This is a genomic window from Hydrogenophaga sp. FG152 (assembly GCF_057809615.1).
On sequence record NZ_JBMDKH010000013.1, the window covers coordinates 56,312 to 77,484 of the forward strand.

At 67.8% G+C, this 21,173-nt stretch carries 24 protein-coding genes and 1 riboswitch; of the genes, 18 read left to right on the forward strand and 6 right to left on the reverse strand.

From position 1 onward, the window contains the following. Positions 1-48 precede the first annotated feature (48 nt). From ACODTB_RS16190 to ACODTB_RS16200, 3 genes are read left to right on the forward strand one after another with little or no spacing between them, the layout of a single operon-like run. Positions 49-756: an SDR family oxidoreductase gene (locus ACODTB_RS16190; RefSeq protein WP_291111658.1), complete on the forward strand. Its 708-nt coding sequence runs from the start codon at positions 49-51 to the stop codon at positions 754-756. A 13-nt stretch (positions 757-769) separates the two neighbouring features. Next, a complete protein-coding gene (locus tag ACODTB_RS16195) occupies positions 770-2,155 on the forward strand; it encodes an MATE family efflux transporter (RefSeq protein WP_291111656.1) in 1,386 nt (461 codons plus the stop codon). Positions 2,156-2,193: 38 nt separating this feature from the next. Further along, positions 2,194-2,613: a PaaI family thioesterase gene (locus tag ACODTB_RS16200; protein ID WP_291111654.1), complete on the forward strand. Its 420-nt coding sequence runs from the start codon at positions 2,194-2,196 to the stop codon at positions 2,611-2,613. 4 nt (positions 2,614-2,617) lie between these two features. Here the strand turns inward: ACODTB_RS16200 and ACODTB_RS16205 are convergent, their stop codons facing one another. Beyond that, positions 2,618-4,342, reverse strand: coding sequence for a tannase/feruloyl esterase family alpha/beta hydrolase (locus tag ACODTB_RS16205; protein ID WP_291111652.1), 1,725 nt, complete (start codon positions 4,340-4,342; stop codon positions 2,618-2,620). Positions 4,343-4,454: 112 nt separating this feature from the next. Here ACODTB_RS16205 and ACODTB_RS16210 point away from each other — a divergent pair, with 112 nt between their 5' ends. The 3 genes from ACODTB_RS16210 (at position 4,455) to ACODTB_RS16220 (ending at position 6,148) form a co-directional block, all read left to right on the forward strand. Further along, complete coding sequence (locus tag ACODTB_RS16210) at positions 4,455-4,931, forward strand: MarR family winged helix-turn-helix transcriptional regulator (protein WP_291111650.1); 477 nt, start codon at positions 4,455-4,457, stop codon at positions 4,929-4,931. Between the two features lie 120 nt (positions 4,932-5,051). Beyond that, on the forward strand, positions 5,052-5,417 hold the full coding sequence (locus ACODTB_RS16215; protein WP_291111648.1) for a DUF4148 domain-containing protein: 366 nt from the start codon (positions 5,052-5,054) through the stop codon (positions 5,415-5,417). Positions 5,418-5,503: 86 nt separating this feature from the next. Then, positions 5,504-6,148 carry a 3'-5' exonuclease gene (locus ACODTB_RS16220; RefSeq protein WP_291111646.1) on the forward strand — a complete coding sequence of 215 codons (645 nt, stop codon included), beginning with the start codon at positions 5,504-5,506 and terminating at the stop codon, positions 6,146-6,148. Here the strand turns inward: ACODTB_RS16220 and ACODTB_RS16225 are convergent. Then, entirely contained in the window at positions 6,129-6,626 is a 498-nt protein-coding gene (locus ACODTB_RS16225; RefSeq protein WP_291111644.1) for a hypothetical protein, read from the reverse strand. The two genes, ACODTB_RS16220 and ACODTB_RS16225, sit on opposite strands and share 20 nt — an antisense overlap. 171 nt (positions 6,627-6,797) lie before the next feature. Here ACODTB_RS16225 and ACODTB_RS16230 point away from each other — a divergent pair, with 171 nt between their 5' ends. Beyond that, on the forward strand, positions 6,798-7,895 hold the full coding sequence (locus ACODTB_RS16230) for a 3-deoxy-7-phosphoheptulonate synthase (RefSeq protein WP_291111642.1): 1,098 nt from the start codon (positions 6,798-6,800) through the stop codon (positions 7,893-7,895). 5 nt (positions 7,896-7,900) lie between these two features. Beyond that, positions 7,901-8,929 (forward strand): patatin-like phospholipase family protein, encoded by a 1,029-nt coding sequence (locus ACODTB_RS16235; RefSeq protein WP_291111640.1) that lies wholly within the window; start codon positions 7,901-7,903, stop codon positions 8,927-8,929. A gap of 13 nt (positions 8,930-8,942) precedes the next feature. Here the strand turns inward: ACODTB_RS16235 and infA are convergent, their stop codons facing one another. The 4 genes from infA to ACODTB_RS16255 form a co-directional block, all read right to left on the reverse strand. Then, positions 8,943-9,197 carry a translation initiation factor IF-1 gene (gene infA / locus ACODTB_RS16240; protein ID WP_056265133.1) on the reverse strand — a complete coding sequence of 85 codons (255 nt, stop codon included), beginning with the start codon at positions 9,195-9,197 and terminating at the stop codon, positions 8,943-8,945. 28 nt (positions 9,198-9,225) lie between these two features. Beyond that, on the reverse strand, positions 9,226-9,444 hold the full coding sequence (locus ACODTB_RS16245) for a hypothetical protein (RefSeq protein WP_444687778.1): 219 nt from the start codon (positions 9,442-9,444) through the stop codon (positions 9,226-9,228). A gap of 404 nt (positions 9,445-9,848) precedes the next feature. Further along, the gene (locus ACODTB_RS16250; protein WP_291116348.1) at positions 9,849-10,118 is read right to left on the reverse strand and encodes a response regulator; all 270 of its coding nucleotides are present in this window, start codon (positions 10,116-10,118) and stop codon (positions 9,849-9,851) included. A gap of 19 nt (positions 10,119-10,137) precedes the next feature. Further along, the gene (locus tag ACODTB_RS16255) at positions 10,138-12,510 is read right to left on the reverse strand and encodes a hypothetical protein (RefSeq protein WP_488929481.1); all 2,373 of its coding nucleotides are present in this window, start codon (positions 12,508-12,510) and stop codon (positions 10,138-10,140) included. Between the two features lie 194 nt (positions 12,511-12,704). Between ACODTB_RS16255 and ACODTB_RS16260 the strand changes: the two genes are divergently transcribed. From ACODTB_RS16260 to map, 10 genes are all read left to right on the forward strand, one after another. Further along, on the forward strand, positions 12,705-13,583 hold the full coding sequence (locus ACODTB_RS16260; RefSeq protein ID WP_488929482.1) for a fimbria/pilus outer membrane usher protein: 879 nt from the start codon (positions 12,705-12,707) through the stop codon (positions 13,581-13,583). Further along, complete coding sequence (locus tag ACODTB_RS16265) at positions 13,580-14,485, forward strand: spore coat protein U domain-containing protein (protein WP_291116365.1); 906 nt, start codon at positions 13,580-13,582, stop codon at positions 14,483-14,485. The genes ACODTB_RS16260 and ACODTB_RS16265 overlap by 4 nt, the downstream gene beginning before the upstream one ends. 78 nt (positions 14,486-14,563) lie before the next feature. Then, positions 14,564-14,956, forward strand: coding sequence for a GFA family protein (locus ACODTB_RS16270; protein ID WP_291116368.1), 393 nt, complete (start codon positions 14,564-14,566; stop codon positions 14,954-14,956). Between the two features lie 92 nt (positions 14,957-15,048). After that, entirely contained in the window at positions 15,049-15,645 is a 597-nt protein-coding gene (locus ACODTB_RS16275; protein WP_291116371.1) for a response regulator, read from the forward strand. A 7-nt stretch (positions 15,646-15,652) separates the two neighbouring features. Further along, the gene (locus tag ACODTB_RS16280; RefSeq protein ID WP_291116374.1) at positions 15,653-17,446 is read left to right on the forward strand and encodes an ATP-binding response regulator; all 1,794 of its coding nucleotides are present in this window, start codon (positions 15,653-15,655) and stop codon (positions 17,444-17,446) included. A 131-nt stretch (positions 17,447-17,577) separates the two neighbouring features. Beyond that, complete coding sequence (locus ACODTB_RS16285; RefSeq protein WP_291116377.1) at positions 17,578-17,886, forward strand: hypothetical protein; 309 nt, start codon at positions 17,578-17,580, stop codon at positions 17,884-17,886. 167 nt (positions 17,887-18,053) lie between these two features. Beyond that, positions 18,054-19,238, forward strand: a complete 1,185-nt coding sequence (locus ACODTB_RS16290) for a calcium:cation antiporter (RefSeq protein ID WP_291116380.1) — start codon at positions 18,054-18,056, stop codon at positions 19,236-19,238. Positions 19,239-19,321: 83 nt separating this feature from the next. Continuing rightward, entirely contained in the window at positions 19,322-19,924 is a 603-nt protein-coding gene (locus ACODTB_RS16295) for a hypothetical protein (RefSeq protein ID WP_291116383.1), read from the forward strand. A 56-nt stretch (positions 19,925-19,980) separates the two neighbouring features. Continuing rightward, positions 19,981-20,235 carry a ParD-like family protein gene (locus ACODTB_RS16300; RefSeq protein WP_291116387.1) on the forward strand — a complete coding sequence of 85 codons (255 nt, stop codon included), beginning with the start codon at positions 19,981-19,983 and terminating at the stop codon, positions 20,233-20,235. Then, complete coding sequence (gene map, locus ACODTB_RS16305) at positions 20,235-21,026, forward strand: type I methionyl aminopeptidase (protein ID WP_291116390.1); 792 nt, start codon at positions 20,235-20,237, stop codon at positions 21,024-21,026. The genes ACODTB_RS16300 and map overlap by 1 nt, the downstream gene beginning before the upstream one ends. A 29-nt stretch (positions 21,027-21,055) precedes the next feature. Continuing rightward, positions 21,056-21,145, forward strand: a riboswitch (glycine riboswitch). The last annotated feature ends 28 nt before the right edge of the window (positions 21,146-21,173 follow it).

Sequence of the window (21,173 nt, forward strand, 5' to 3'; positions counted from 1 at the left end):
TCGTCATATTCACCTTGCCTCCCTTCCTTCATTGACTGGACTTTCACCATGCAGCTTCACAACGCCACCGTTCTCATCACCGGCGCCAACCGGGGCATCGGCCTGGCCTTCGCACGCGAGGCGCTGGCGCGCGGCGCACGCAAGGTCTACGCCGGGACGCGCAATCCGGCCAGCGTGACGCTGCCGGGCGTGGAGCCGATCGCGCTGGACGTGACCGACCCGGCGGCGGTGGCCGCTGCGGCGCACCACGCGAGCGACGTGACGCTGGTGGTCAACAATGCCGGCATCGCCTCGTTCGGTGGCTTCCTCGCCGAAGGCGGCGAGGCCTCGGCTCGCGCGCACCTGGAGACCAACTTCTTCGGCCTGCTGCGCGTGAGCCAGGCCTTTGCGCCGGTGCTCGCGGCCAACGGCGGCGGCGCGCTGCTCAATGTGCTGTCGATCGCGAGTTGGATCAACTCGCCCATGCTGTCGGTCTACGGCGCGAGCAAGTCCGCCGCCTGGGCGCTCACGAACGGGCTGCGCCACGACCTGCGCGCACAAGGCACGCAGGTGCTGGGCCTGCACATGGGTTTCGTGGACACCGACCTCACGCGCGGCATCGAGATGCCCAAGTCCACGCCCGAGGCCATCGTGCGCCGCGCCTTCGATGCGCTGGAAGCCGGTGCCGAGGAGGTGCTGGGCGACGAGCTCACGCAACAGGTCAAGCGCGGCCTCTCGGCCGAACCCGGCATCTACCTGCGCGATGCGCGCGCCTGAGCGGAGCGCCCCCATGAGCGCTGTCCTGCCCGTCGACGCCGCGCGCACCGACCCCGCCCAGACCCGCGTGCAGCAGATGCTGCACGCGCCGCTGCTGCCCACGCTGTTCCGGCTGGCCACGCCCAACGTGATGGGCCTGTTCGCCATGACCATCGTGATCGGCTACGACGGCTACATCCTCGGGTTGGTGGGGGCGGACGCGCTCGCCGGCATCGCGCTGGTGTTCCCTTTGTCGATGCTGATGCTGCAGATGTCGGCCGGTGGCATCGGCGGCGCGGCCACCGCCGCCGTGGCGCGCGCGCTGGGCGCGGGCCGGCGCGAGGACGCGAGCCGGCTGGCGCAGCAGGCCTTGTTGATCGCCGCGCTGCTGGCGGTGCTGTTCATGGGCGCCCTGCTTGGCGGCGGGCGCGGCATCTTCGCCGCCATGGGTGGGCGCGGACCCGCGCTGGAGGCGGCGCTGGCGTATTCGAACGCGCTGTTCGCGGGCGCCGCGGTGATCTGGTTCACCAACGTGCTGGCCGCCGTGGTGCGGGGCGCGGGCAACATGCTGCTGCCTTCGCTGCTGCTGGTGGCCACCGCGCTGATGCACCTGGGCCTGAGCCCGCTGCTGGTGTTCGGCTGGGGCCCGGTGCCGGGCATCGGCGTGGCCGGCGCGGCCCTGAGCACGCTCACGGTGAACGCGCTGTCGGCCGTGGTGATGGTGGCCTGGCTGCTGCGCCGCGACGGCGCGGTGCACCTCGGGCGCACACCGTGGTGGCCGCAGCGCTCGCTGTGGCGCGAGATTCTGCGCGTGGGCCTGCCGGCCTCGCTGAGCCCGGTGATCAGCAACGCCTCCATCGCGGTGGCCACGGCCTTCGTGGGCCACTACGGCACGGCCGCGCTCGCGGGCTATGGCGTGGCGGCGCGGCTCGAGTACATCCTGGTGCCGATCGCGTTCGGCTTCGGCACCGCGCTGACCGCGATGGTCGCGACCAACATGGGCGCGGGGCAGGCCCCGCGCGCGGTGCGCGTGGCCTGGGCCGGTGGCGCGGTGGTGGCGGCCATCACGGGCGCCATCGGCGTGGCGACCGCGATCGCCCCCGGACTGTGGATGAACCTCTTCACGCAGGACGCCGCGGTGCGGGCCTTCGGCGCCAGCTACCTGAACATCGTCGGCGGCTGCTACGGCTTCTTCGGCCTGGGCCTGGCGCTGTTCTTCGCTTCGCAGGGCGCGGGCCGCATGTTCTGGCCGCTGGCGGGCAGCATGGGCCGCCTGCTGATCCTCGCGGTGGGCGGCTGGCTCTGCGTGCACGTGTTCCAGACCTCGGCCAGCGGCCTGTTCGCGGTGGTCGCGCTCAGCCTGGTCGTTTATGGTTCCACCCTGGCGATCGCGATCCGGCTGGGCAGCTGGACGCGCTGAGCCCCTCTCACCATCATTCCAAAAAGCAGGAGACCCGCATGACCGATCTCACCCAACAGTTCAACCAACGCGGCGTGGGCAAACTGCCGGGCCATCTCGGCCTGGTCTTCACGCAGGTGAGCCCGCAGGAGGTGCGCGCCGAGCTCGCTGTGCAGCCCCACACCATGGCACCCAACGGCTTCCTGCACGCGGGCAGCGTGGTCACGCTGGCCGACACGGCCTGCGGCTACGGCTGCGTGGCCAACCTGCCCAAGGAGGCCAACGGCTTCACCACCATCGAGCTCAAGAGCAACCACCTGGGCACGGCGCTGGAGGGCACCGTCGACTGCGTGGCCAGGCCCGCCCACCTGGGCCGCACCACGCAGGTGTGGGACGCGGTGGTCACGCACCGCGAAACGGGCAGGACGATTGCCCTGTTCCGCTGCACGCAGATGGTGCTGTACCCCAAGGCGGGGTGAAGGCTCAGGGCCTGCAGCTGAAGCTGCTGGCGCTGTCCAGGCTGCCGCTGCCGTTGTAGCGCGCGACCTGCGGCCAGGGGCACAGCGGTCGGGTGCGGTTCGCGGCCCATCCCGCCGGCGTCTCGGCGTTCACGCCACCGAGGTTGCCGGCGCCGCGCGCCGAGGCGGTGACCCGGTCGGGCACCACCCCCCGCTCGACCCAGTCGACCAGCGAGGCGAGCATGTCGAACTGGTCGGTGGCCGGGCCTCCCGAGCAGTGGCCCATGCCCGGCACGAGGTACAGCCGCGCGAAGGCATTGGCATCGGCGTGGTTCGTGGCCACGCCCTTGACCCAGCTCACGCTGTCGTCGGACGAGAAGATCGGGTCGCTCACCCCGTGGTAGACCATGATCTTGGCGCCCCGGTCGCGCACCCTGGAGAGTTGGGTCGGGTTCGGTGGTGTCATGAAGCTCATGGCCGATTCGGTGTAGGTCGCGTTGGTCGCGCTGATCGACGCGAACATGGCGTCGATGCTGCCCGTCAACGCAAAGCTCGGCCCGTTGAACGTGAGCGGATCGGCGGGCGGCACCGCGAAGATCACGCCCACCGCACCCGAATCCAGCGCCACCGGTGCGGTGAACTCCCAGAACGGAATGCCACCGGAGCCGATGCCAGCGTCGTACGGAAAGCTCGAATACACCGGAGCGCCGGTGCTGGTGGTGGCGCCGCTGAAGATCGGCGCGATCGCGGTCTTCTGCGCACTGCTCAGGCAGCTGCCGTCTCGCGCGCCCGGGCAGGTGGGCACATCGGCGGCCAGCGAGAAGTTGCTCTGGCAGGCCTTGACGTCCTGGATCAGGCCGTCGGTGGCCCCGTCCAGCGCGTCGCACTTGGCCAGCACCGCGGCGGCGACGGTGGCGCGTTCGGCGTTCGTGAAGCCGGTGGAGATGTCGGCCGGATCCGTGGCCACGCTGGCGTAGCGCTGGCCGCCGAAGATGTTGGCCACCGCCGATTTGGGCAGGTTGTAGCCCGGCGCGCCGGCCAGGTAACCGTCGTACTGCTCGGGCATGCGGGCAAAGGCGTTGAACACATGGCGGCCGCCGTTGCTGCAACCGCCGAAGTAGGAGCGGTCGGGGCCTTTGCCATAGGCGCCGGCCAGCAGGTTCTTGGCCATGGGGGTGAGCTTCGCGGCAGCCTGGTAGCCGTAGTCCAGCCGGGCCTGTGGGTCGATGCCGAAGAAGGGGCCCATGGCGGCAGCGTGGCCGGCATCGGAGCTGAGCACCGCAAAGCCCTTGTGCAGGGCATGGGTCAACGGGCCGCCGCCCTCGGCCCCCGTGGCCGTGACCACGCTGCCATCGATGCCGCCATTGCCTTGGTGGAAGAAGCGGCCGTTCCACGCCAGCGGCAGGCGCACCTCGAACGAGATCGCGTAGGTGTTGCCGTCCACGGCGCTGGTGCGCTCGAACATCTTGCCCGTGACGCGGCAGTGTGCCGGCACCGGCTGGCCGCCCACGGTGAGCGCGCCTGCGGCCACGTCCGTGCTCGCGGTGAGGGTCGTGTTGGCCAGGCCGGCCAGGCGCAACGCGAGGTCGGCGCAGCTGCCCACCAGGGCGGCAGGCGCGGCCTGGCCCAGTTGCGGAATGGGCGGTGGGGCCGATGGCGGCGGGGTCGGTGCCGGGTTGTCCGAGCCGCCGCCGCAGGCGGCCAGGGTGATCACCGCGAGCAGCGGCAGGCGTGAGAGGGATGCTGGCATGGGAAATGTCTCCTCGTTGTGGTGTGTGGATGCCAATAGTTAAGTTACTAAACTATCTATTTGCCCACATCCGTGCATTCCCTAGGTCGGGCCTTGCGGGACAATCGCCGGCATGCCGCAACGCCCCTCCCCCGACGAAACGCCCGCAGGTCACCTGTCTGAAGCCGGGCTGCTGGGCATCCTGGGTTACCAGATCGCCCAGGCCCAGCTCAGCACGCTCGACGTGTTCCAGCAGCGCATCGGCAAGCCCCACGACCTGCGGCCGGTGGAGTTCACCATCCTTGCGCTGGTGCACCACAACCCGGGCGTGAGTGCGCGGCAGCTCGCGCGCGCCCTGGCCGTGACACCGCCCAACCTCACCACCTGGCTGGAGCGTCTGGAGCGGCGTGGGCTGATCGTGCGCGAGCGCAGCGACACCGACCGCCGCACGCAGCGAGTGAGCACGACACCGAAAGGCGCGAAGACCGCGCGGACGGCCGCCGAGAGCGTGATCGAGGGCGAGCGCGCGACCTACGACCATCTCAGCGCCGGCGAGCGCGCGCTGCTGCTCGAATTGCTGCACAAGGTCGCTTCGCGCCGACCCCGTTGAAGGGGCCGCCGCCCCTCGGGTGGCGCAAATGGAAATGGGCTGAATCCGATGGCGGCGCCACGGCGTATTCAGTGGGCAAGCCAACGCCGGCACCGTCGGCACAACCCCAAGGAGCCTCCCATGAAATTCGCCCGCCTCTCCCTCATCGCCCTGGCCCTCTCCACCGCCTGCACCGGCATGGCGCTGGCCGCCGACGCTGCGTCGCCCAAGACGCGCGACCAGGTCCGCGCCGAACTCGCCGAAGCGCAGCGCAACGGCACGCTGATCGCCGATGGCCAGACCGGTGCCACCTACCGCGACCTGAACCCTGGCCGCTACACCACCATGCCCATGACATCGATGAAGACCCGCGCCGACGTGCAGGCCGAGCTGCGCACCGCCTGGGCGCGGGGCGAGCTGGTGGCCGACGGCCAGACCGGCATCACCTACCGCGAACAGGCGCCGCACCGCTACATGATGCAGACCCTCGTCGTGGTCCAGCGCTGAACGGTCCGCCCACCGGAGCCCCGGCGTCTTTCAGCGATGTCGGGGCTTCGGCGCGTGGGGTGCGCGCCGCGCTACAGTTCAGCCCCATGTCCCGCATTGCTGTCATCGACTTCGAAACCACCGGCATCTCGCCCACCATGGGCGACCGCGCCACCGAGGTGGCCATCGTCATCACCGAACAGGGGCGCGTGGTGGACCGCTACCAGAGCCTGATGAACGCGGGCGTGCGCATCCCGTCTTTCATCACGCAGCTGACCGGCATCACCAACGCCATGGTCGAGACCGCGCCACCGGCCGACACCGTGATGCGCGAGGCCGCGCGTTTCGTGGGCCAAGTGCCCATGGTGGCGCACAACGCGGCGTTCGACCGCCGCTTCTGGACAGCCGAGCTCGAGCGCGCAGGCGCCAACGCCCCACAACCCTTTGCCTGCACGGTGCTGCTCTCGCGCCGGCTCTACCCCGAGGCGCCGAGCCACAAGCTGGGTTCACTGGTGGATTTTTTCCGGCTGCCGCGCACCGGCCAGGCGCACCGGGCCTTGGCCGATGCCGAGATGGCGGCCGAGCTGCTGGGCCGCATCCAGCACGACCTGCGCGCACGCCATGGCGTGAACGAGCCCGATCACGGTTTTCTGATGGCCCTGCAGCGCTGCACGCGCGCCGCCCTGCCCCGCTTCATCCAGACGCACACACAGCGCCCGGATGCGCAGGCCCTCAAACCACGCGCAGCTTGAACTGCACGATCACCGCGCCGTCGATCTTGCCCATCGAGGGGATGATGCCGACGTTGACGCCGTAGCGCTCACCTTCCCAGGTGGCCATGGGCAGGGCGGCGAAGAAGGTGCCGCCCCTGGCGAGCGAGGGATAGCCGTTCATGATCCCCAGCGTGCCCCCGAGCTTGATCGGCCCCAGGGACCAGGGCTGCCAGTTCATGGCCACGTACGACGTGGTCCTGTGCACGCTGTTGTCGTAAGCGCCGGCCATGTAGGACAGCTCGGTGCTGGTGCGGTACTCGGCGCCCAGGCCCAGGTTGTTCTCGTTGTAGCCGTTGTGGCGGGCAAAGTGGCGCGAGAAGCCGCCCACGTTGATCCACACCTCGTTCTTGAAAGGCTCCAGCACCATCGCGGGCGGGTCGCTGGGCGCGGTCGTCTGCGCCAGGGCCGGGCCGCTGCCCAGGCACACTGCCACGAGTCCGAGGTAAAGGGTCTTCATCGTCCTGTCCATCTTCCATCGCCCACACGGTGGGCCTGTCTCTGTCTATGTCGACCAAGCGCTTCGGCGCCTGAAACCGCCCATGCCCCAGAATCCACCGAACGTGACTTTTTTGCGGCTCCACGGACCTCGGGCCGCTTCTTTGTCATCAGCCCGACATTTCGACCTGCCATGAAAACCCACACCCCGCACACCGTCCTGTCCACCCACGACACCACCCGCATCGACGACCTGCGCATCGGCGCGGTGCGCCCCCTCATCACGCCGGCGCTGCTGCAGGAATGGCTGCCCGCACCCGATCCCGCGCAAGCCCTGGTGGAAAGCAGCCGCGCCGCGATATCGCGCGTGCTGCATGGGCAGGACGACCGCCTCGTGGTCGTCGTCGGCCCGTGCTCCATCCACGACCACGCCCAGGCCATCGAATACGCCGAGCGCCTCAAGGCCCAAGCCGACGCCCTGCAGGAGGACCTGCTGGTGGTGATGCGCGTGTACTTCGAGAAGCCGCGCACCACGGTGGGCTGGAAGGGCTACATCAACGACCCGCACCTCGATGGCAGCTTCGCCATCAACGAAGGGCTGGAGATGGCACGCGCGCTGCTGCTGGAGGTGCTCGCGCTGGGCCTGCCGGTGGGCACCGAGTTCCTGGACCTGCTCAGCCCGCAGTTCATCAGCGATCTCGTGAGCTGGGGCGCGATCGGCGCGCGCACCACCGAGAGCCAGAGCCACCGGCAGCTCGCCAGCGGGCTGAGCTGCCCGGTGGGGTTCAAGAACGGCACGGACGGCGGCGTCAAGGTCGCGTCCGACGCGATCCAGGCCGCGCGCGCCGCGCACGCCTTCATGGGCATGACCAAGATGGGGCAGGCCGCGATCTTCGAGACGCGTGGCAACGACGACTGCCACGTGATCCTGCGCGGCGGCGCGCAGCCCAACTACAGCGCCGCGGACGTCGCCGCCGCCTGCGGTCTGCTGCAGAAAGCCGGCCTGCGCGAACAGGTGATGGTCGATGTGTCGCACGCCAACAGCAGCAAGCAGCACCGCCGGCAGATCGACGTGGCCGCCGATGTCGCCGCGCAGATCGGCGCGGGCGAGCACCGCATCGTGGGTGTGATGATCGAGAGCCACCTGCACGAAGGCCGGCAGGACATCGTGCCCGGCCAGCCCCTGCAGGCGGGCGTGAGCGTGACCGATGCCTGCATCTCGTTCGAGCAGACCGTGCCGGTGCTCGAAGGCCTGGCGGGCGCCGTGCGAGCCCGGCGCACGCGGGGGTAGGCCCCATGGCCTTGCGCTGGCGCGGTCCGCCCACCGTCAACCTGGCCCTGCAGGGCGGCGGCGCGCACGGCGCCTTCACCTGGGGTGTGCTCGATGCCCTGCTGGAGGACGGGCGCCTGCGCTTCGATGGCGTGAGCGGCACCAGCGCCGGCGCGATGAACGCGGTGCTGCTCGCGCAAGGCCTGATGGCTGGGGGAGCGGAGGGCGCACGCACCGCGCTCAGGGGCTTCTGGAGCGCCGTGGCGGCCAGCATGCCGTTCGAGGTGGCCGTGCCCACGGCCGATGGCAAGGACATGCGGCTGGCGCCGGCCATGCAACTCATGCTGCAGTGGACCCACTACTTCTCGCCTGAGCAGCTCAACCCGTTCGACCTCAACCCCTTGCGCAAGATCCTGTCGAGCCAAGTTGATTTCGAGCGCCTGCGCGGGCGCAGCCCGGTCAAGCTGTTCGTGGCGGCGACCAACGCCAACACCGGCAAGTTGCGGCTGTTCCGCTCAGCGGAGCTCACGCCCGACGCGGTGCTGGCGTCGGCCTGCCTGCCCACCATGCACCGCAGCGTGGTGATCGATGGAGAGCCTTACTGGGATGGGGGTTACGCGGCCAATCCGGCGGTCTTCCCGCTGTTCCACGAGTGCCGCGCACGCGACATCGTGCTGGTGATGCTGGCCCCGCTCAAGCACAGCGCCACGCCGCAGTCGGCAGCGGACATCAAGAGCCGCATGATGGAACTGGCGTTCAACGCCACCTTCCTGCGCGAGATGCGCATGTTTGCCCACCTGCGCGAGCGCGCGGCCCACAGCGCCTGGTGGCGCCGGGGAGAGCTCGACCGGCGCCTGGCCAGCACGCACTTTCACGTGATCGAGGCCAGCGAGGTCATGCGCGAGCTGAGCACCGAGAGCAAGGCCGCGGCGAACATGCGCTTCTTTGAAATGCTGTTCGCGCTGGGCCGCGAGCACGCCAGCGCCTGGCTGTCGGCGCACCACGCCGACGTGGGCCGGCGCAGCAGCGTCGACCTGCAGGCCCTGTTTTACTGAGAAAAACGAAGGATCAGCGCGGCTTGCGCGGCACCATCGGGCCGCGGCCTTCGATGTGACGGAAGTTGATGCGGCCCTTGGTCAGGTCGTAGGGCGAGAGCTCCAGTGACACCCGGTCACCCGCCAGGATGCGGATGTGGTTCTTCTTCATCTTGCCGGCCGAATAAGCGATCAATTGATGACCGTTGTCCAGCGTGACGCGAAAGCGCGTGTCGGGCAGCACCTCGTTGACGATGCCCATCATGTCGATCAGTTCTTCTTTGGCCATGGTGTTTCCTTTGCTTGAAGTGTATCGGTCAGTTCGGGCGAGCGGAAAGGCGGACCGAGTCGTGCACCCAGTCAATGCCTTGCGCAAGGGCGTAATCGGCCGCCGCGTCGTGTGTGGGAAAGGCGCTGTCGAACCGGATCACCCGGTCGGTGGACGCGCTGCCATGGCCGCTGGCAATGGAGACCTGCGCTGCAAAAAGGCCATCCGGCAGAAGGCGGGGCAAAGCCGCGATGCGGTATTTGCCCATGGTGAGGGGAGACAGTCTCGCAATCGTTGTGTCGTTCGTGTGAATCATCAAAAACATCAGTGGGCGGGGACGCGCGGTCGGTACCGTGGCGCCGTGGATGCCCGAAAAAAATAACAGGTGGCAGCCCCATGCGCCGGGGTGCCCCACCGGTTCATCCGGTCTCGGCGTGGCGCGGATGCGTCAAGCCGGAACCGGCGCACGAGCCACGGCAGAGGCATCGGCAACAGCAGGGAGGAGGAAGGCCACGGTGCTGTGAGAAAGCGGTGTGGCGGCACCTTGGAGGGGCTGGACCAGCAGCCCCTCTGCCGGGGGCGGTTGCATCCTGGCAGTGATGTCGGGATGCGGCTGGTCGCTCAAGGCGACTGCGTAATGTAACACAAAAGGGCCAGCCGCGCTGGCTGCCTTCAGACGCCGCCTGACGCCTGGGCCCCAAACGAGGAAATGGTCTCCTGAATGAGATTCGCCAGTTTTTCGTAGGGCAAGGGCTTGTAGGCGATGACAACGGCAGTGGCGGTGCTTTCCGGGCCATGCCGGATCTCCACATCCCCGGTCAGCAGAATGGACGGGATTTGTGCCCCGGCCCGCTTGCGGACCCGTTTGATCAATTCATAGCCAGACAGCCCGGCGTCCAGATGAAAGTCGGTCAGGATCAGGTCGATCGGGCTGGACGTCATTTCCAGCTTCCGGTCAGGATCAGGGTGTCCGTGCCCAGCTTTTGCACGGCGCCGGCGCCTTCGATGTTCTTGGAAAACGCGGGGGTGCTGCCGGTCCGGTTGACTTTTCCAGCCCGCCGCCGGTGTTGATCGAGGGCTCGATATAGGCCTGTTTACCGGGTCCAACGTTGAATTGCGCGTTGCCGGTGGTTGGTTGCAGAACTTTCCCATAGCCGTAGATGCGGGTGTAGTTGGTGCCGGCGAGCTCGTCGTCGCGCAGGCCGCGCCAGTTGTAACCACCCGAGACCCACAGGCCGGGGGAGACCTGGTAGCCGAGCTCGAGGCCGAGCAGGGACTGGCGGGCGCCACCGCGCGAGCGCAGCAGGCCGAGCTGCACGCCCAGGTCCCAGTCGGGGGTGAGGTCGCGGGTGTAGCGGGCGTGCAGCAGCTGGGTGAAGGTGCTGCTGGTGGCGATGTCGTCGGCCACGCGGTTGATGCGCGCGGCGTAGCGGCCGGTGATGACTTCACCGCGCCGGGGGTTGACGTTGATCACGCCGGCCACGAGGTGGGTGTTGTAGTCGCCGGGCAGGGCGGCGCCCTGGGTGCCGTACAGGCTGTAGGCGCTGCCGCCCGTGTTGCCGGCGGTGATGGTTTCCTGGCGGCGCTCGTAGCGCAGCAGGCCGTTGACGACGTCGGTGTGGGCCGGGCGCCAGGCGAGGCCCACCTGCATGCGCGAGAGGCGGCGCGTGCCGGCTTTGTCATCACCGGTCTGGGTGAGCACGGTGCGGGCTAGCACGGACCAGTCGTTGTCCAGACGGTAGGCGCCGGCGAGATTGAGCAGCCAGGAGCTGGCGTCGCCGGCTTCGCGCCATTCCAGGGCGCTGCTGCCGCGCCACGGGCCGCTGCTGTAGTCCAGCCCGAGGGCAAGGGCGGTGGCGTCGTCGCCGGTGCCACTGAGCTGTTTGGAATGTTCGGCCGAGCCGCTGAGTTGCAGGTGCTCGGTGATGGCGTAGGTGTTGCGCAGGCCGGTGCCGTTGCTGGTGCCGCGCGTGCCCATGCGGTATTCGTTGAAGACGCGCCCGCCTTCCATGTAGGCGCCGTCGACGCCGACGATGCTGGTGATGCGGTTGGTGTCGGTGCCGTTGTCGTAGAGGCCGGAATTGAATTCGCGGCGGCCATAGACGCGCGCGTTGGCACCCACCGCATAGGAGCCACCCACCGCGAGGAGGCGGCGGTCGGTGTCGTGCAGGTCTTGTTCGACTTCACCAAACACTTCGGCAGCGGGCAGGATGGGCGGGCGGGCGGTGAGGCGCACGCGGGCGGTGGTGGTGTCCACGGCGTCGGGCGTGGCGGTGGCCGGGCTGAGGTTGGAGGCCGCGCCGCCCATGCCCGCCATGCCGGGGGTGGCGGTGCCGGGGGCTGCGCCGTAGTCGAAGCTGCCGGATCGGGTGCTGGCGGTGTTGCCGTCGCGCACGCCGGCTTCGATGGCGACGTTGTCGCTGAGCTTCTTGTGCACGGCCACGGCGACGTTGCGCGAAGGCGTGGCGTCGGGCAGGTTGTCGTTGCGGCTGTAGGTGGCTTCGGCGCGCAGGCGGGTGGTGTCGTTGATGGGGTACTCGGCGCGCGCGGTGCCTTCGGTGCGGCCCGCGCTGGTGGTGGCGCCGGGGTTTTCGAAGGTGGCATCGGTGCGGCTGGCTTCAGCGCTGAGCTTGAGGTCGCCATCGGCGTAGCGCACTTCCACACGCTGGGCACCTCCGGTGCCGACGGCGTCGGACTCGGTGCGCACGACCTCGGCGGCGACCACGGTGTTGTCGCCCACACGGCCGAGCACGGTCACGGCCTGCAGGCTCCGGCGGTGGTTTTCGGGGTTGTCGTCCTTGGCGGCGGCCACGCCGACCTGCACGCGTTCGCCGAGTTTGAACTGGGCGTCCACGCCGGCGTTGAGGTACTCGGGGCCGCCCTGGTTGACTTCGTAGCTGACGCGCAGGGACTGGGGGTTGAGATCAGCGTCCACAGAGGGCAGGGGCGCGGCGAGCATCAGGCGCCGGGTGAGGGGCTCGAGCGTGTAGTCGGTGTTGCGCACGAGCTTGCGCGCAGAGAGCACCAGCTGCGGCTGCGTGCGGCTGCGCACCAGCAATTCAACCTGCTCGCTGTTGGGCACGATGTCGCCAATGCCACTGAGGAAGTAGAAGGACAGGCCGTTGGCCGGCACTTCCTCGACCTGCTGTTTGCTGGCGGTCTGGGCGGCGTGGCTGGTGACGCGCACGCGCTCTGTTTCGTAGTGGTGCTTGACGCCGTTGAGCGAGCGGTTGACCTGGCTGAGCTTGCGCACCTCCGGGCTGGCGCTGGAGGTGAAGTCACCGTAGAGCAGGTAGGAGCGCTCCTTGTCGATGCGCACGTAGAGCTTGCCCACGCTCTGGGCGTCGTAGCCCCGGGTGGAATCGTCGCCGTAGATGGGGTAGTACTCGTCGGGCCGGATGTCGCGGAACAGCCGGTCCTTGGTGGTCTTGTCGGAGTCATAGGCGGCGGTGAGCAGGTAGTCGCCCTTGACCGCGCCTTTGAAATAGAAGGCGGTGCGGCCGGACGCGCGGCCGTGCTTGGCTGGGCTTGCAGGGCTCGCTCAGCACGGTGCTCACGCGCGTGCAGGGCGCCAGTTCGGGCACCTTGCTCGCCATTTCCCTGATGTGGCCCCTGGACCGGCAGTTCAACACCTCGACCCACCTGATGCACCGCGGCGGGCAGACCGACGCCTACACCACCGCGAGCCAGGGCCTGCGCGGCGATGCGGGTCTGGGCTGGCGTGCCCTCGGCGGCAGCCGCAGTGGGTCGGCCGTGGCCGAGGGCGGGCTGTACCTGCAAAGTCCCAGCAACCTGTTCACCGCGGACGTGAGCAGCTCGTCCGCACAGCAGACCCTGCGCCTGGGCACCCAGGGCGGCCTGGTGGTGATGGATGGGCGCGCGTTTGCCACCCGCCCCGTGCAGGACAGCTTTGCGCTCGTGAAGGTGCCGGGGCTTGCGGACGTGGGCGTGAGCTTCCAGGGTCGCGAGCGCGCGCGCACCGACGGCGGTGGCGTGGCCCTGGTGACCGGGCTTCAGCCCTACAGCACGAACCAGGTGCGCCTGAATCCGTCTGACGTGCCGCTGAGCGCCGAGATCGACAGCCTGGAGCAGGTGGTGGTGCCGCGCCGGCGCAGCGCGGTCACGATCGGCTTCGCGGTGCGCAGCGGCCAGGCCGCGCTGCTCACCATCCAGCTACCGGACGGACGGCCCGCGCCCACGGGCGCCGAGATCGAGGTGTCTGGCGATGAGCGGCGCTTCCCCGTGGGCCGGCGCGGTCAGGCCTTCCTGACCGGCCTGCAACGCGAGCACCAACTGCGCCTGCACTGGAAGGGCATGAGCTGCCTGATGCCGCTGGTGCTTACGCCCACCATCCCGGATGACGTCGCGCGCCCCGCCCCATTGGTTTGCGAAGGTGTGACCCCATGACCCGCTTGCGCCTCCTCCATTTCGTCGGGTGCCTGTGTCTGTGCGGGCTGCTGCTGGCCGTGTGCCCGCCGGTGCACGCCGCCTACAGCTGCACGGTCACGGCCACCAGCAGCGGCCTGCTCTACGACACGCCTTCCCCACGCGACGTGACCGGCTCCGCCGCGCTCACCTGCACCCGGTCGTCGGGTGACGCGAACACCCTGAGCTACCGACTCAAGGCCACCGATGGCAACAATGCAACGGGCAGCCAGCCTTTTCGGCGCGTGCGCTTGAACAGCACGTCCAACTACCTGGAATACTCGCTTCGTCGCGGCGGCACCTGCAACAACAGCACCGACTGGCGCGCCCCCGCGACAGGCTCCTCCAATGTCGCCACCGGCACGCTGAACTTTGGCGCGGCGCTGACAGCCTCAACCACACTGACCTATTGCATCCGCGTGCGCGTGGGAGCGGGAGGCAACCCGGCATCGCCGGCCGCCGGTGTTTACAGCGACACCTTCAACGTCTTCGCGCAGTACCCCAACAGCGACGCGGGCGCGCTCAGCCCCAGTGACCCGGTGGTGATGACCGTGGGCGTGAACAACCAGTGCGTGTTCAACACCTACCCGGGCGACCTGGCTTTCAACTACACCGCGTTCAGCGCCACAGCGCAGACCTCGACCACGAGTTTCATGCTGCGCTGCAGCTCAGGCCTGCCGTGGACCGTCTCTGTGAGCCCGAACCCCGCCGTGCTTCAAGGTCTGCGGTACACCATCACCCCCTCGCCCGCTTCGGGCAGCGGCAACGGCAACACCGGCCAGGCCGTCACGCTCACCGGCAGCATGCAGGCAGGTCAGGCAGGCACCTGCACCGGGCCCACGTGCTCGGCTGTCCAGGCTCACACCGTGTTCATCACCTACTGAGACGTGGCTCACGTTGAAAAACGTTTTCAGACACCGCGTGCAGGGTGAAAATGCCGGTGCGATCCCAGGAGGCACAGCATGGACCGATTCACGGGTGGTTGCCTGTGCGGCAACGTTCGAATGGAAGCCACCGGCCGCCCCCACCGGGTCGGCCTGTGCCACTGTCTCGACTGCCGGAAACACCACGGCGCGCTCTTCCACGCCTCCGCGATCTTTCCGCAGAACGCCGTGACCGTCGAAGGCGAAACGCGCGACTACGCCGGGAGGTTCTTCTGTCCTCGCTGTGGCTCGTCGGTGTATGGGCGCAGTGGCGACGAAATCGAAGTCAACCTGGGCACCCTCGACGCACCCGACCAATTCGTGCCCACCTACGAGCTCTGGACCGTGCGCCGCGAGTCCTGGCTGCCACCGTTCCCACTCGCCAGGCGGTATGAGCGCGACGAGGAGGAAACGGGGCGCCCCGAGGCCTGAACGGCGGATCCTTGCGCCCTCTGCGGCCACGATGCTGCCGCGGCTAACATCTGGCGATGTCAGAAAACCAGCGATGCAAAACGATACTGGCCGTGGATGACCACGAACTGGTGCGGATGGGTTTGCGCCAGCTGATCGTTCAGCACTTCGCGGACCGTTTCCATGTGGCCGATGCGCACAGCCTGGAGCAGGCCCTGCTGTTTCTGAAGCAGCGCGCCGAGGAGGTCTTTCTGCTGTTGCTCGATCTCAACCTGGGCGACACCCGCGGCCTGACCGGCCTCAAGCTCCTGCGGCAGCGCTATCCGCAGCTGCCGATCGTGGTCGTGTCGGGCACGCACGATCACCGCGTCCGCGAAGAAGCCTTGGCGCATGGTGCCTGGGGCTACTTCTGCAAGACGGGCGATACCGATGGATTGAAGGGCATGCTCGCGGCGATTGAAAGCGCCGCCACGGCAAGCCATCGCCCGGGGAAGCGCGGCGCGGCGGCCCGCAGCCAGAACCTGAGGCCTGGCGTCCGGTTGACCGACCGCCAGGTCCAGGTCCTGGAGCTGCTGCTCAGCGGCCTCGACAACCAGGCGATCGCCGCCGAAACCGGGCTGGTGCTGGGCTCGGTGAAGAATTGCGTTTCGACGATTTTTCTCGTCTTCAACGTCCGCTCACGCGCCGAGCTGATCGGGCTGTTTTCCTGAGCCTGGTGTGATCGAAAAGCTGCTGACGAGCATCCACCAGGCGCTGGGCGTGCAAGCCCGGTCGCCACTGGCCGTGCAGCGCATCCAACTCGCGCTCCTGCTGCAAAAGACCGGGCCGGTGCGCATCCTCTCGCCCATCCCTTTCGCGACGCCGCTGGCGATCCTGTTCTACCTGAACGGGACGTCCCTGCTTCCCCTGATCTGGCTCGGTCTGTTCTACATCGTCATCTTCACGAGCTACGTGCAGCGCAGGAAGCTGGAAGCCCGTGGTCCTCTGCAGGACCACGAGTTGCCCGGCATCCTGCAAGGCCGCGTCCGGGACATCCTTCTGCTGGGCGCCATGTGGGGGGCCGCACCCTGGCTGCTCAATGCGCACCAGAACGTGGACCCTCTGATTCTCATCTCCGTGTTCATCATGGGTGCGATATCGCTTGGCTCCGCGATCGTCTCTACCCACCGCCAGACCATCGCCGCCTTCAGCATCCCGGCGGCGGCCGGCATGATCTCCGCCTGCCTCTGGCACGGTGGCCTGGTCGGTTCGGTGCTGGCCTTCTGCATGACCCTCTTTCTGGTGATGACGCTCAAGTGGACATTCCAGCAGGCGGACCTGCTCGAGCAGTCGCTGACGGTGCGCTTTGAAAAGGAAGACCTCGCCCGCCGCCTGGCCCAGCAGGTGGAACTGGTCGAAAACGCCAACCGGGAAAAGAGCCGCTTTCTCGCGTCCGCCAGCCACGATCTGCGCCAACCGCTTCATGCCGTCTCGCTGTTCACTTCGGTGCTGGAGCGGTCTCAGCTCGATCCGGACAGCGCACAGACCGTCACGCGGTTGAGCCACTCGGTGCGCATGCTGAACCAGTCGCTGGACTCCATGCTCGACATCTCCCGGCTGGATGCGGGCGCCGTGCAACCCTCGCTGGAGCCCGTGCGCGTGCACGAGCTGTTTCTGTCGCTGAACCACATGTTCTGCGGCAGCGCCCAGGAGCGCGACCTGCAGCTTCGGTTCCGGGCGCCGGGCGATCTGGTCGTCGTGAGCGACGTGCAGCTGCTCACGCGCCTGCTCGGCAATCTGATCGACAACGCCATCAAATACACGCGCACCGGTGGTGTGCTCGTCGCGGCAAGGTCGGGGGTCCCCGCAGGGCGGGCCGGCTGGGTCCGCTTCGAGGTGGTCGACACCGGCATCGGCATTGCCACAGAACATCAACAACGGGTGTTCGACGAGTTCTACCAGCTGGCCAATCCACAACGCGACCGCGCATCCGGTCTGGGCATCGGCCTGTCCATCGTCAAACGGCTCTCGAGCCTGCTGGAACATCCCATGGCGCTCTCATCAATGCCGTCGCGAGGCACACGCTTTCGGGTGTGGGTGAAACAGGCCGACAGGCGCAGTCTCCACCCGGCTAGCCCCGCAGACACGGGCCTTGTTCCCCCGGTTCACGCCGCGAACGCCCTGCCGCGCCATGTGCTTGTCATTGACGACGAGCCGGCCAGCCGTGAGGCCATGGCCTTGGTGCTATCCGCGCACGGTTGCGCGGTGTATCCCGCCAGCGACCTGGCGCAGGCGCAGCACCTGCTGCAGCGACACCCGATCGAAGCCGTCGTTTCCGACTTCCGGCTCCCGGGAGAACGCAACGGCCTGGACTACCTCCTGGCCCTGCGCAACACCTCACCCCACCTGCGCACCTTGCTGGTGACTGGCGAGACCTCGCCGCAACGCATCACCGACATCCGGGCCAGCGGTGTGCCCTTCCTGCACAAACCTGTGCAGGCGCAACAGCTGCTGGACGCACTGGCGCGCTGATCAGCCGTTCTCACCCGCCGCCATGTGACCGGGGTCACTTCACGCCAGGGAGGCTCGCGATGAATACTCGCGATCGTCTGTTGACCCTCGCCCCTTCCGACCCAACCACGTCCCGTCAGGGACCCGTTCCCATGCGCAAACTCCTTCTTGGCCTGACCCTGTCCTTGCTCGCCGCCGTGTCCATCGCGGCACCCGATCCGCAGTGTGCCGAGTACGACAAGCTCCGCACCCAGAGAGACAACGCATTGCGCGTGAAGAACTTCAAGCAGTATTGCGATGCCCTGTCGGGTTTGATCAAGCTGATGCCGGCCAAGCCTCCCGAGCAGGCGCGGCTCCAATGCGAAGCCAAGGCCACGAACATGAAGGTCGAGACCTGGCTTGGCATCCGCCCCGAGGTGGTGTCCACCATGACGGGCACGTTTGACGAGCAATGCAGGTGACGTGAGACACCGGGCCGCCGATCGCCCTGGGGGGCAAGGCGGTCACACACTTGAAACCTATAATCGCTCGGCTCACGCGCCAGGCGTGAGGCCGGATGAGGACGACCCCATCGGCATGGATTCAACCGCGAGGGACGGCCCCCGCACTGCTTGTGAAAGTGGTCGCCATGGTCAACGCCTCCCTCCACCCCCCCGCCGCACGCGCGCGGCTCATCTCTGCGGCCACCTGGGCACTTCTGCTCGGCGCGTGGGCCGTGGTGGGCTTGTTCTCTTTTTACGGATCCTCCTGGCTGGCCGCGCCACTCACACCCGGTGTCGCCAGCCTGAGTTTCGCCGTGCTGCTGGTCACCATCGTGGCGGCGTCGTTTGGTGTCGTGCATGAGGCGGACTACCTGGCGCACAAGCTGGGCGAGCCGTACGGCACGCTCATCCTGACGCTGTCCATCGTGGCCATCGAGGTCATCCTGATTGCCTCGGTGCTGCTGGGGCCGGGGGAAGCCCCCACGATCGGGCGCGATTCCATTTTTGCCGTGTTGATGATCATCCTGAACCTCGTGATGGGGATCTGCCTGACGGTGGGTGCTGCCCGGCATGGCGAACAGGAGTTCAATGCGCAAGGGGCCACGGCCTACCTGTCGATGATTGCCCTGTTGACCACGGTGGCCCTGGTGTTGCCCAAGTTCACCAGCACGGCGGGTGAATTCGGGCCTGAGCAGGCGATGGGCATCGGTGTCCTCACCGCGCTGCTGTACGCGGCCTTCCTGTGGAAACAGATCGGCAGTCTCAAGCGCCTCTTCGTTCAGCCCCCTCCCGGGGCGATGGTGGTGCGCCGCATGGAACGGACCTCCAGGGCGCCGACCGGGACCGAAAAGGCGGAGGGTTCCGTCCAGCAAAGCAGGAAGGATGTCTGGGTGCATTCGCTGCTGCTGCTGGCCATGATTGTTCCGATCGTTCTGCTGGGCCACCACCTGGCCGTCGTGCTCGACTACGGCATTGCGGCCGCGGGCGCGCCCGTGGCTGTGAGTGGCGTGCTCATCGCCCTGATCGTGTTCACCCCCGAGTCCCTGACCGCCGTGCGCGCGGCGCTGGGCAATGAGATGCAACGGGCTGTCAACCTGTGTCTGGGTGCCTTTGTCTCCACCGTGGGGCTCACGGTGCCCGCGGTGCTGGCCATTGGCTTGTTGTACGACAAGCAGGTCGTCATGGGCATCTCCCACGTGGACACGGCGCTGTTTGCGGCCACCGCCGTGCTGAGCATGCTCACCTTCAACGGCCAGCGCACCTCGGCGCTGCAGGGTTACATGCACCTCGCGCTGTTTGCCGTGTTTGCCGTGCTGTTGTTCTTTCCCTAGCCGCGCCATGGGCCGCCCACGGTGGATGCGGTCGAAACATCTGCGAACAGCATTTCAGCGGTCATGCGGGCAGACTAGGGCCCATGAAAATCCTTGCCCTCGTCTTCTCCCTGAGCGCCGTGGCGTTTGCGCCCATCCCGGTGATGGCGCAACAGACCCCCGCGAAGCCTGCCGCCAAGCCGGCGGCCAAACCCACCACCACGACCAAACGCGCGCCGCTGGCGCGCTCCGCGGCCAAGGCCGTGGAAGAAGTGACGCCGATCGAAGAGGATTCCAGCGTGAACCTCACCGAAGCCGATCTCGTGGTCGCGCAGCGCGTGTACCTCGGCAACATCCCCTGCGAACTCGGCTCGGCTGTGGAAATCGTGCCCGCCAAGCGGCAGGGGTTCTTCATCGTGCAGGTGAAGAACATGCGCAACGCGCGGTACTACATGCACCCGGTGGAAAGCCGCACCGGTGCCATCCGTCTCGAAGACCCGAAGCGGGGCGCCATGTGGCTGCAGCTGGGCAACAAGTCCATGCTCATGAGCCAGCAACTGGGCAAACGGCTGGCCGATGAATGCATGAGTCCCGAGCAGCTGACGCTGGCCGGTGAAATGAAGCGCAACCCGCCCAAGGGCCTGCTGGATCCGGTGGACCCCCCACCGGCCGCCGCGCCCCCCGCCCCGCCGGCCAACACCAACTAGCCACTGCCCACCGTGAGACGTATATAATTCATATACGTTTCATATAGAGGTGGTGAATGGGGATCGTCAAGATTTCGGACCTGATGCACGAGAACCTGCGCGTGGCGGGGAGTGCGCTGAGCAGGTCCATCAATGCGCAGGCCGAACACTGGATGCGGGTCGGCATGCTGACCGAGCTTCACCCGGAGCTGGACCACCGGGAGATCTGTCAGCTGCTGGTGCGGGCGGAGCTCTCGGGGGGCCTGGACATCACCGTGGCGGCCGCGACCCCAGCGGGCAAGGCCCGCACAGCCCCAGCGGGCCAGCGCTAGTGGCTCGCGGCATCACCATCAAGTCGGCCGAGGACATTGAGATGGCGCGGCGCGCCGGCAGGCTGGCCGCGGAGGTGCTCGGCATGATCGAGCCCCACGTCGTCCCCGGGGTCAGCACGGAGACGCTGGACCGGATCTGCCACGACCACATCGTGAATGTCCAGGGCGCCACCCCGGCCAACCTGGGGTACCACGGGTATCCCAAAACGATCCTCACCTCCGTCAATCAGGTGGTCTGCCACGGCATCCCCTCGCCCGACAAGCTGCTGAAGAAGGGCGACATCATCAACATCGATGTGGCCGTCAACAAGGATGGCTGGTTCGGCGACACCAGCCGCATGTACTTCGTCGGCACACCCAACGTGCTGGCCCGGCGTCTGGTGGAGACCACCTATGAAGCCCTGCTGGCCGGCATCCGGCAGGTCAGGCCAGGCGCGACGCTGGGGGACATTGGCCATGCCATCCAGTCCGTCGCCCATCGAGAGCACTTCAGCGTGGTGCGCGAGTACTGCGGGCATGGCATTGGCCGGATCTACCACGAAGAACCGAACGTGCTTCACCATGGCCGGCGCGGCGAGGGGCTCAGGCTGGAGCCGGGGATGGTCTTCACCATCGAACCCATGCTCAACGCGGGCCAGCGCGAGACCCGGACCCTGGCCGATGGGTGGACCGTCGTGACCAAAGACCGCTCCCTGTCCGCCCAGTGGGAACACATGGTGGCCGTCACGCCCGAGGGGCACGAGGTGCTCACGCCCTGGCCAGGTGGCACGGGTGCCCACGCACCGGTGTGACGCCCGGGTTTTGACCCTCTGATAGACTGCGACGCTCTGCGGGAGAGCGAGGCGGGTCACGCCTCCGCCGAAGGCGCAAACTCCCATGATCGCTCAGGCCACCGGACCGCAGACACATTTCGCCGACTGGAGAGAGGCCGAGCCGCA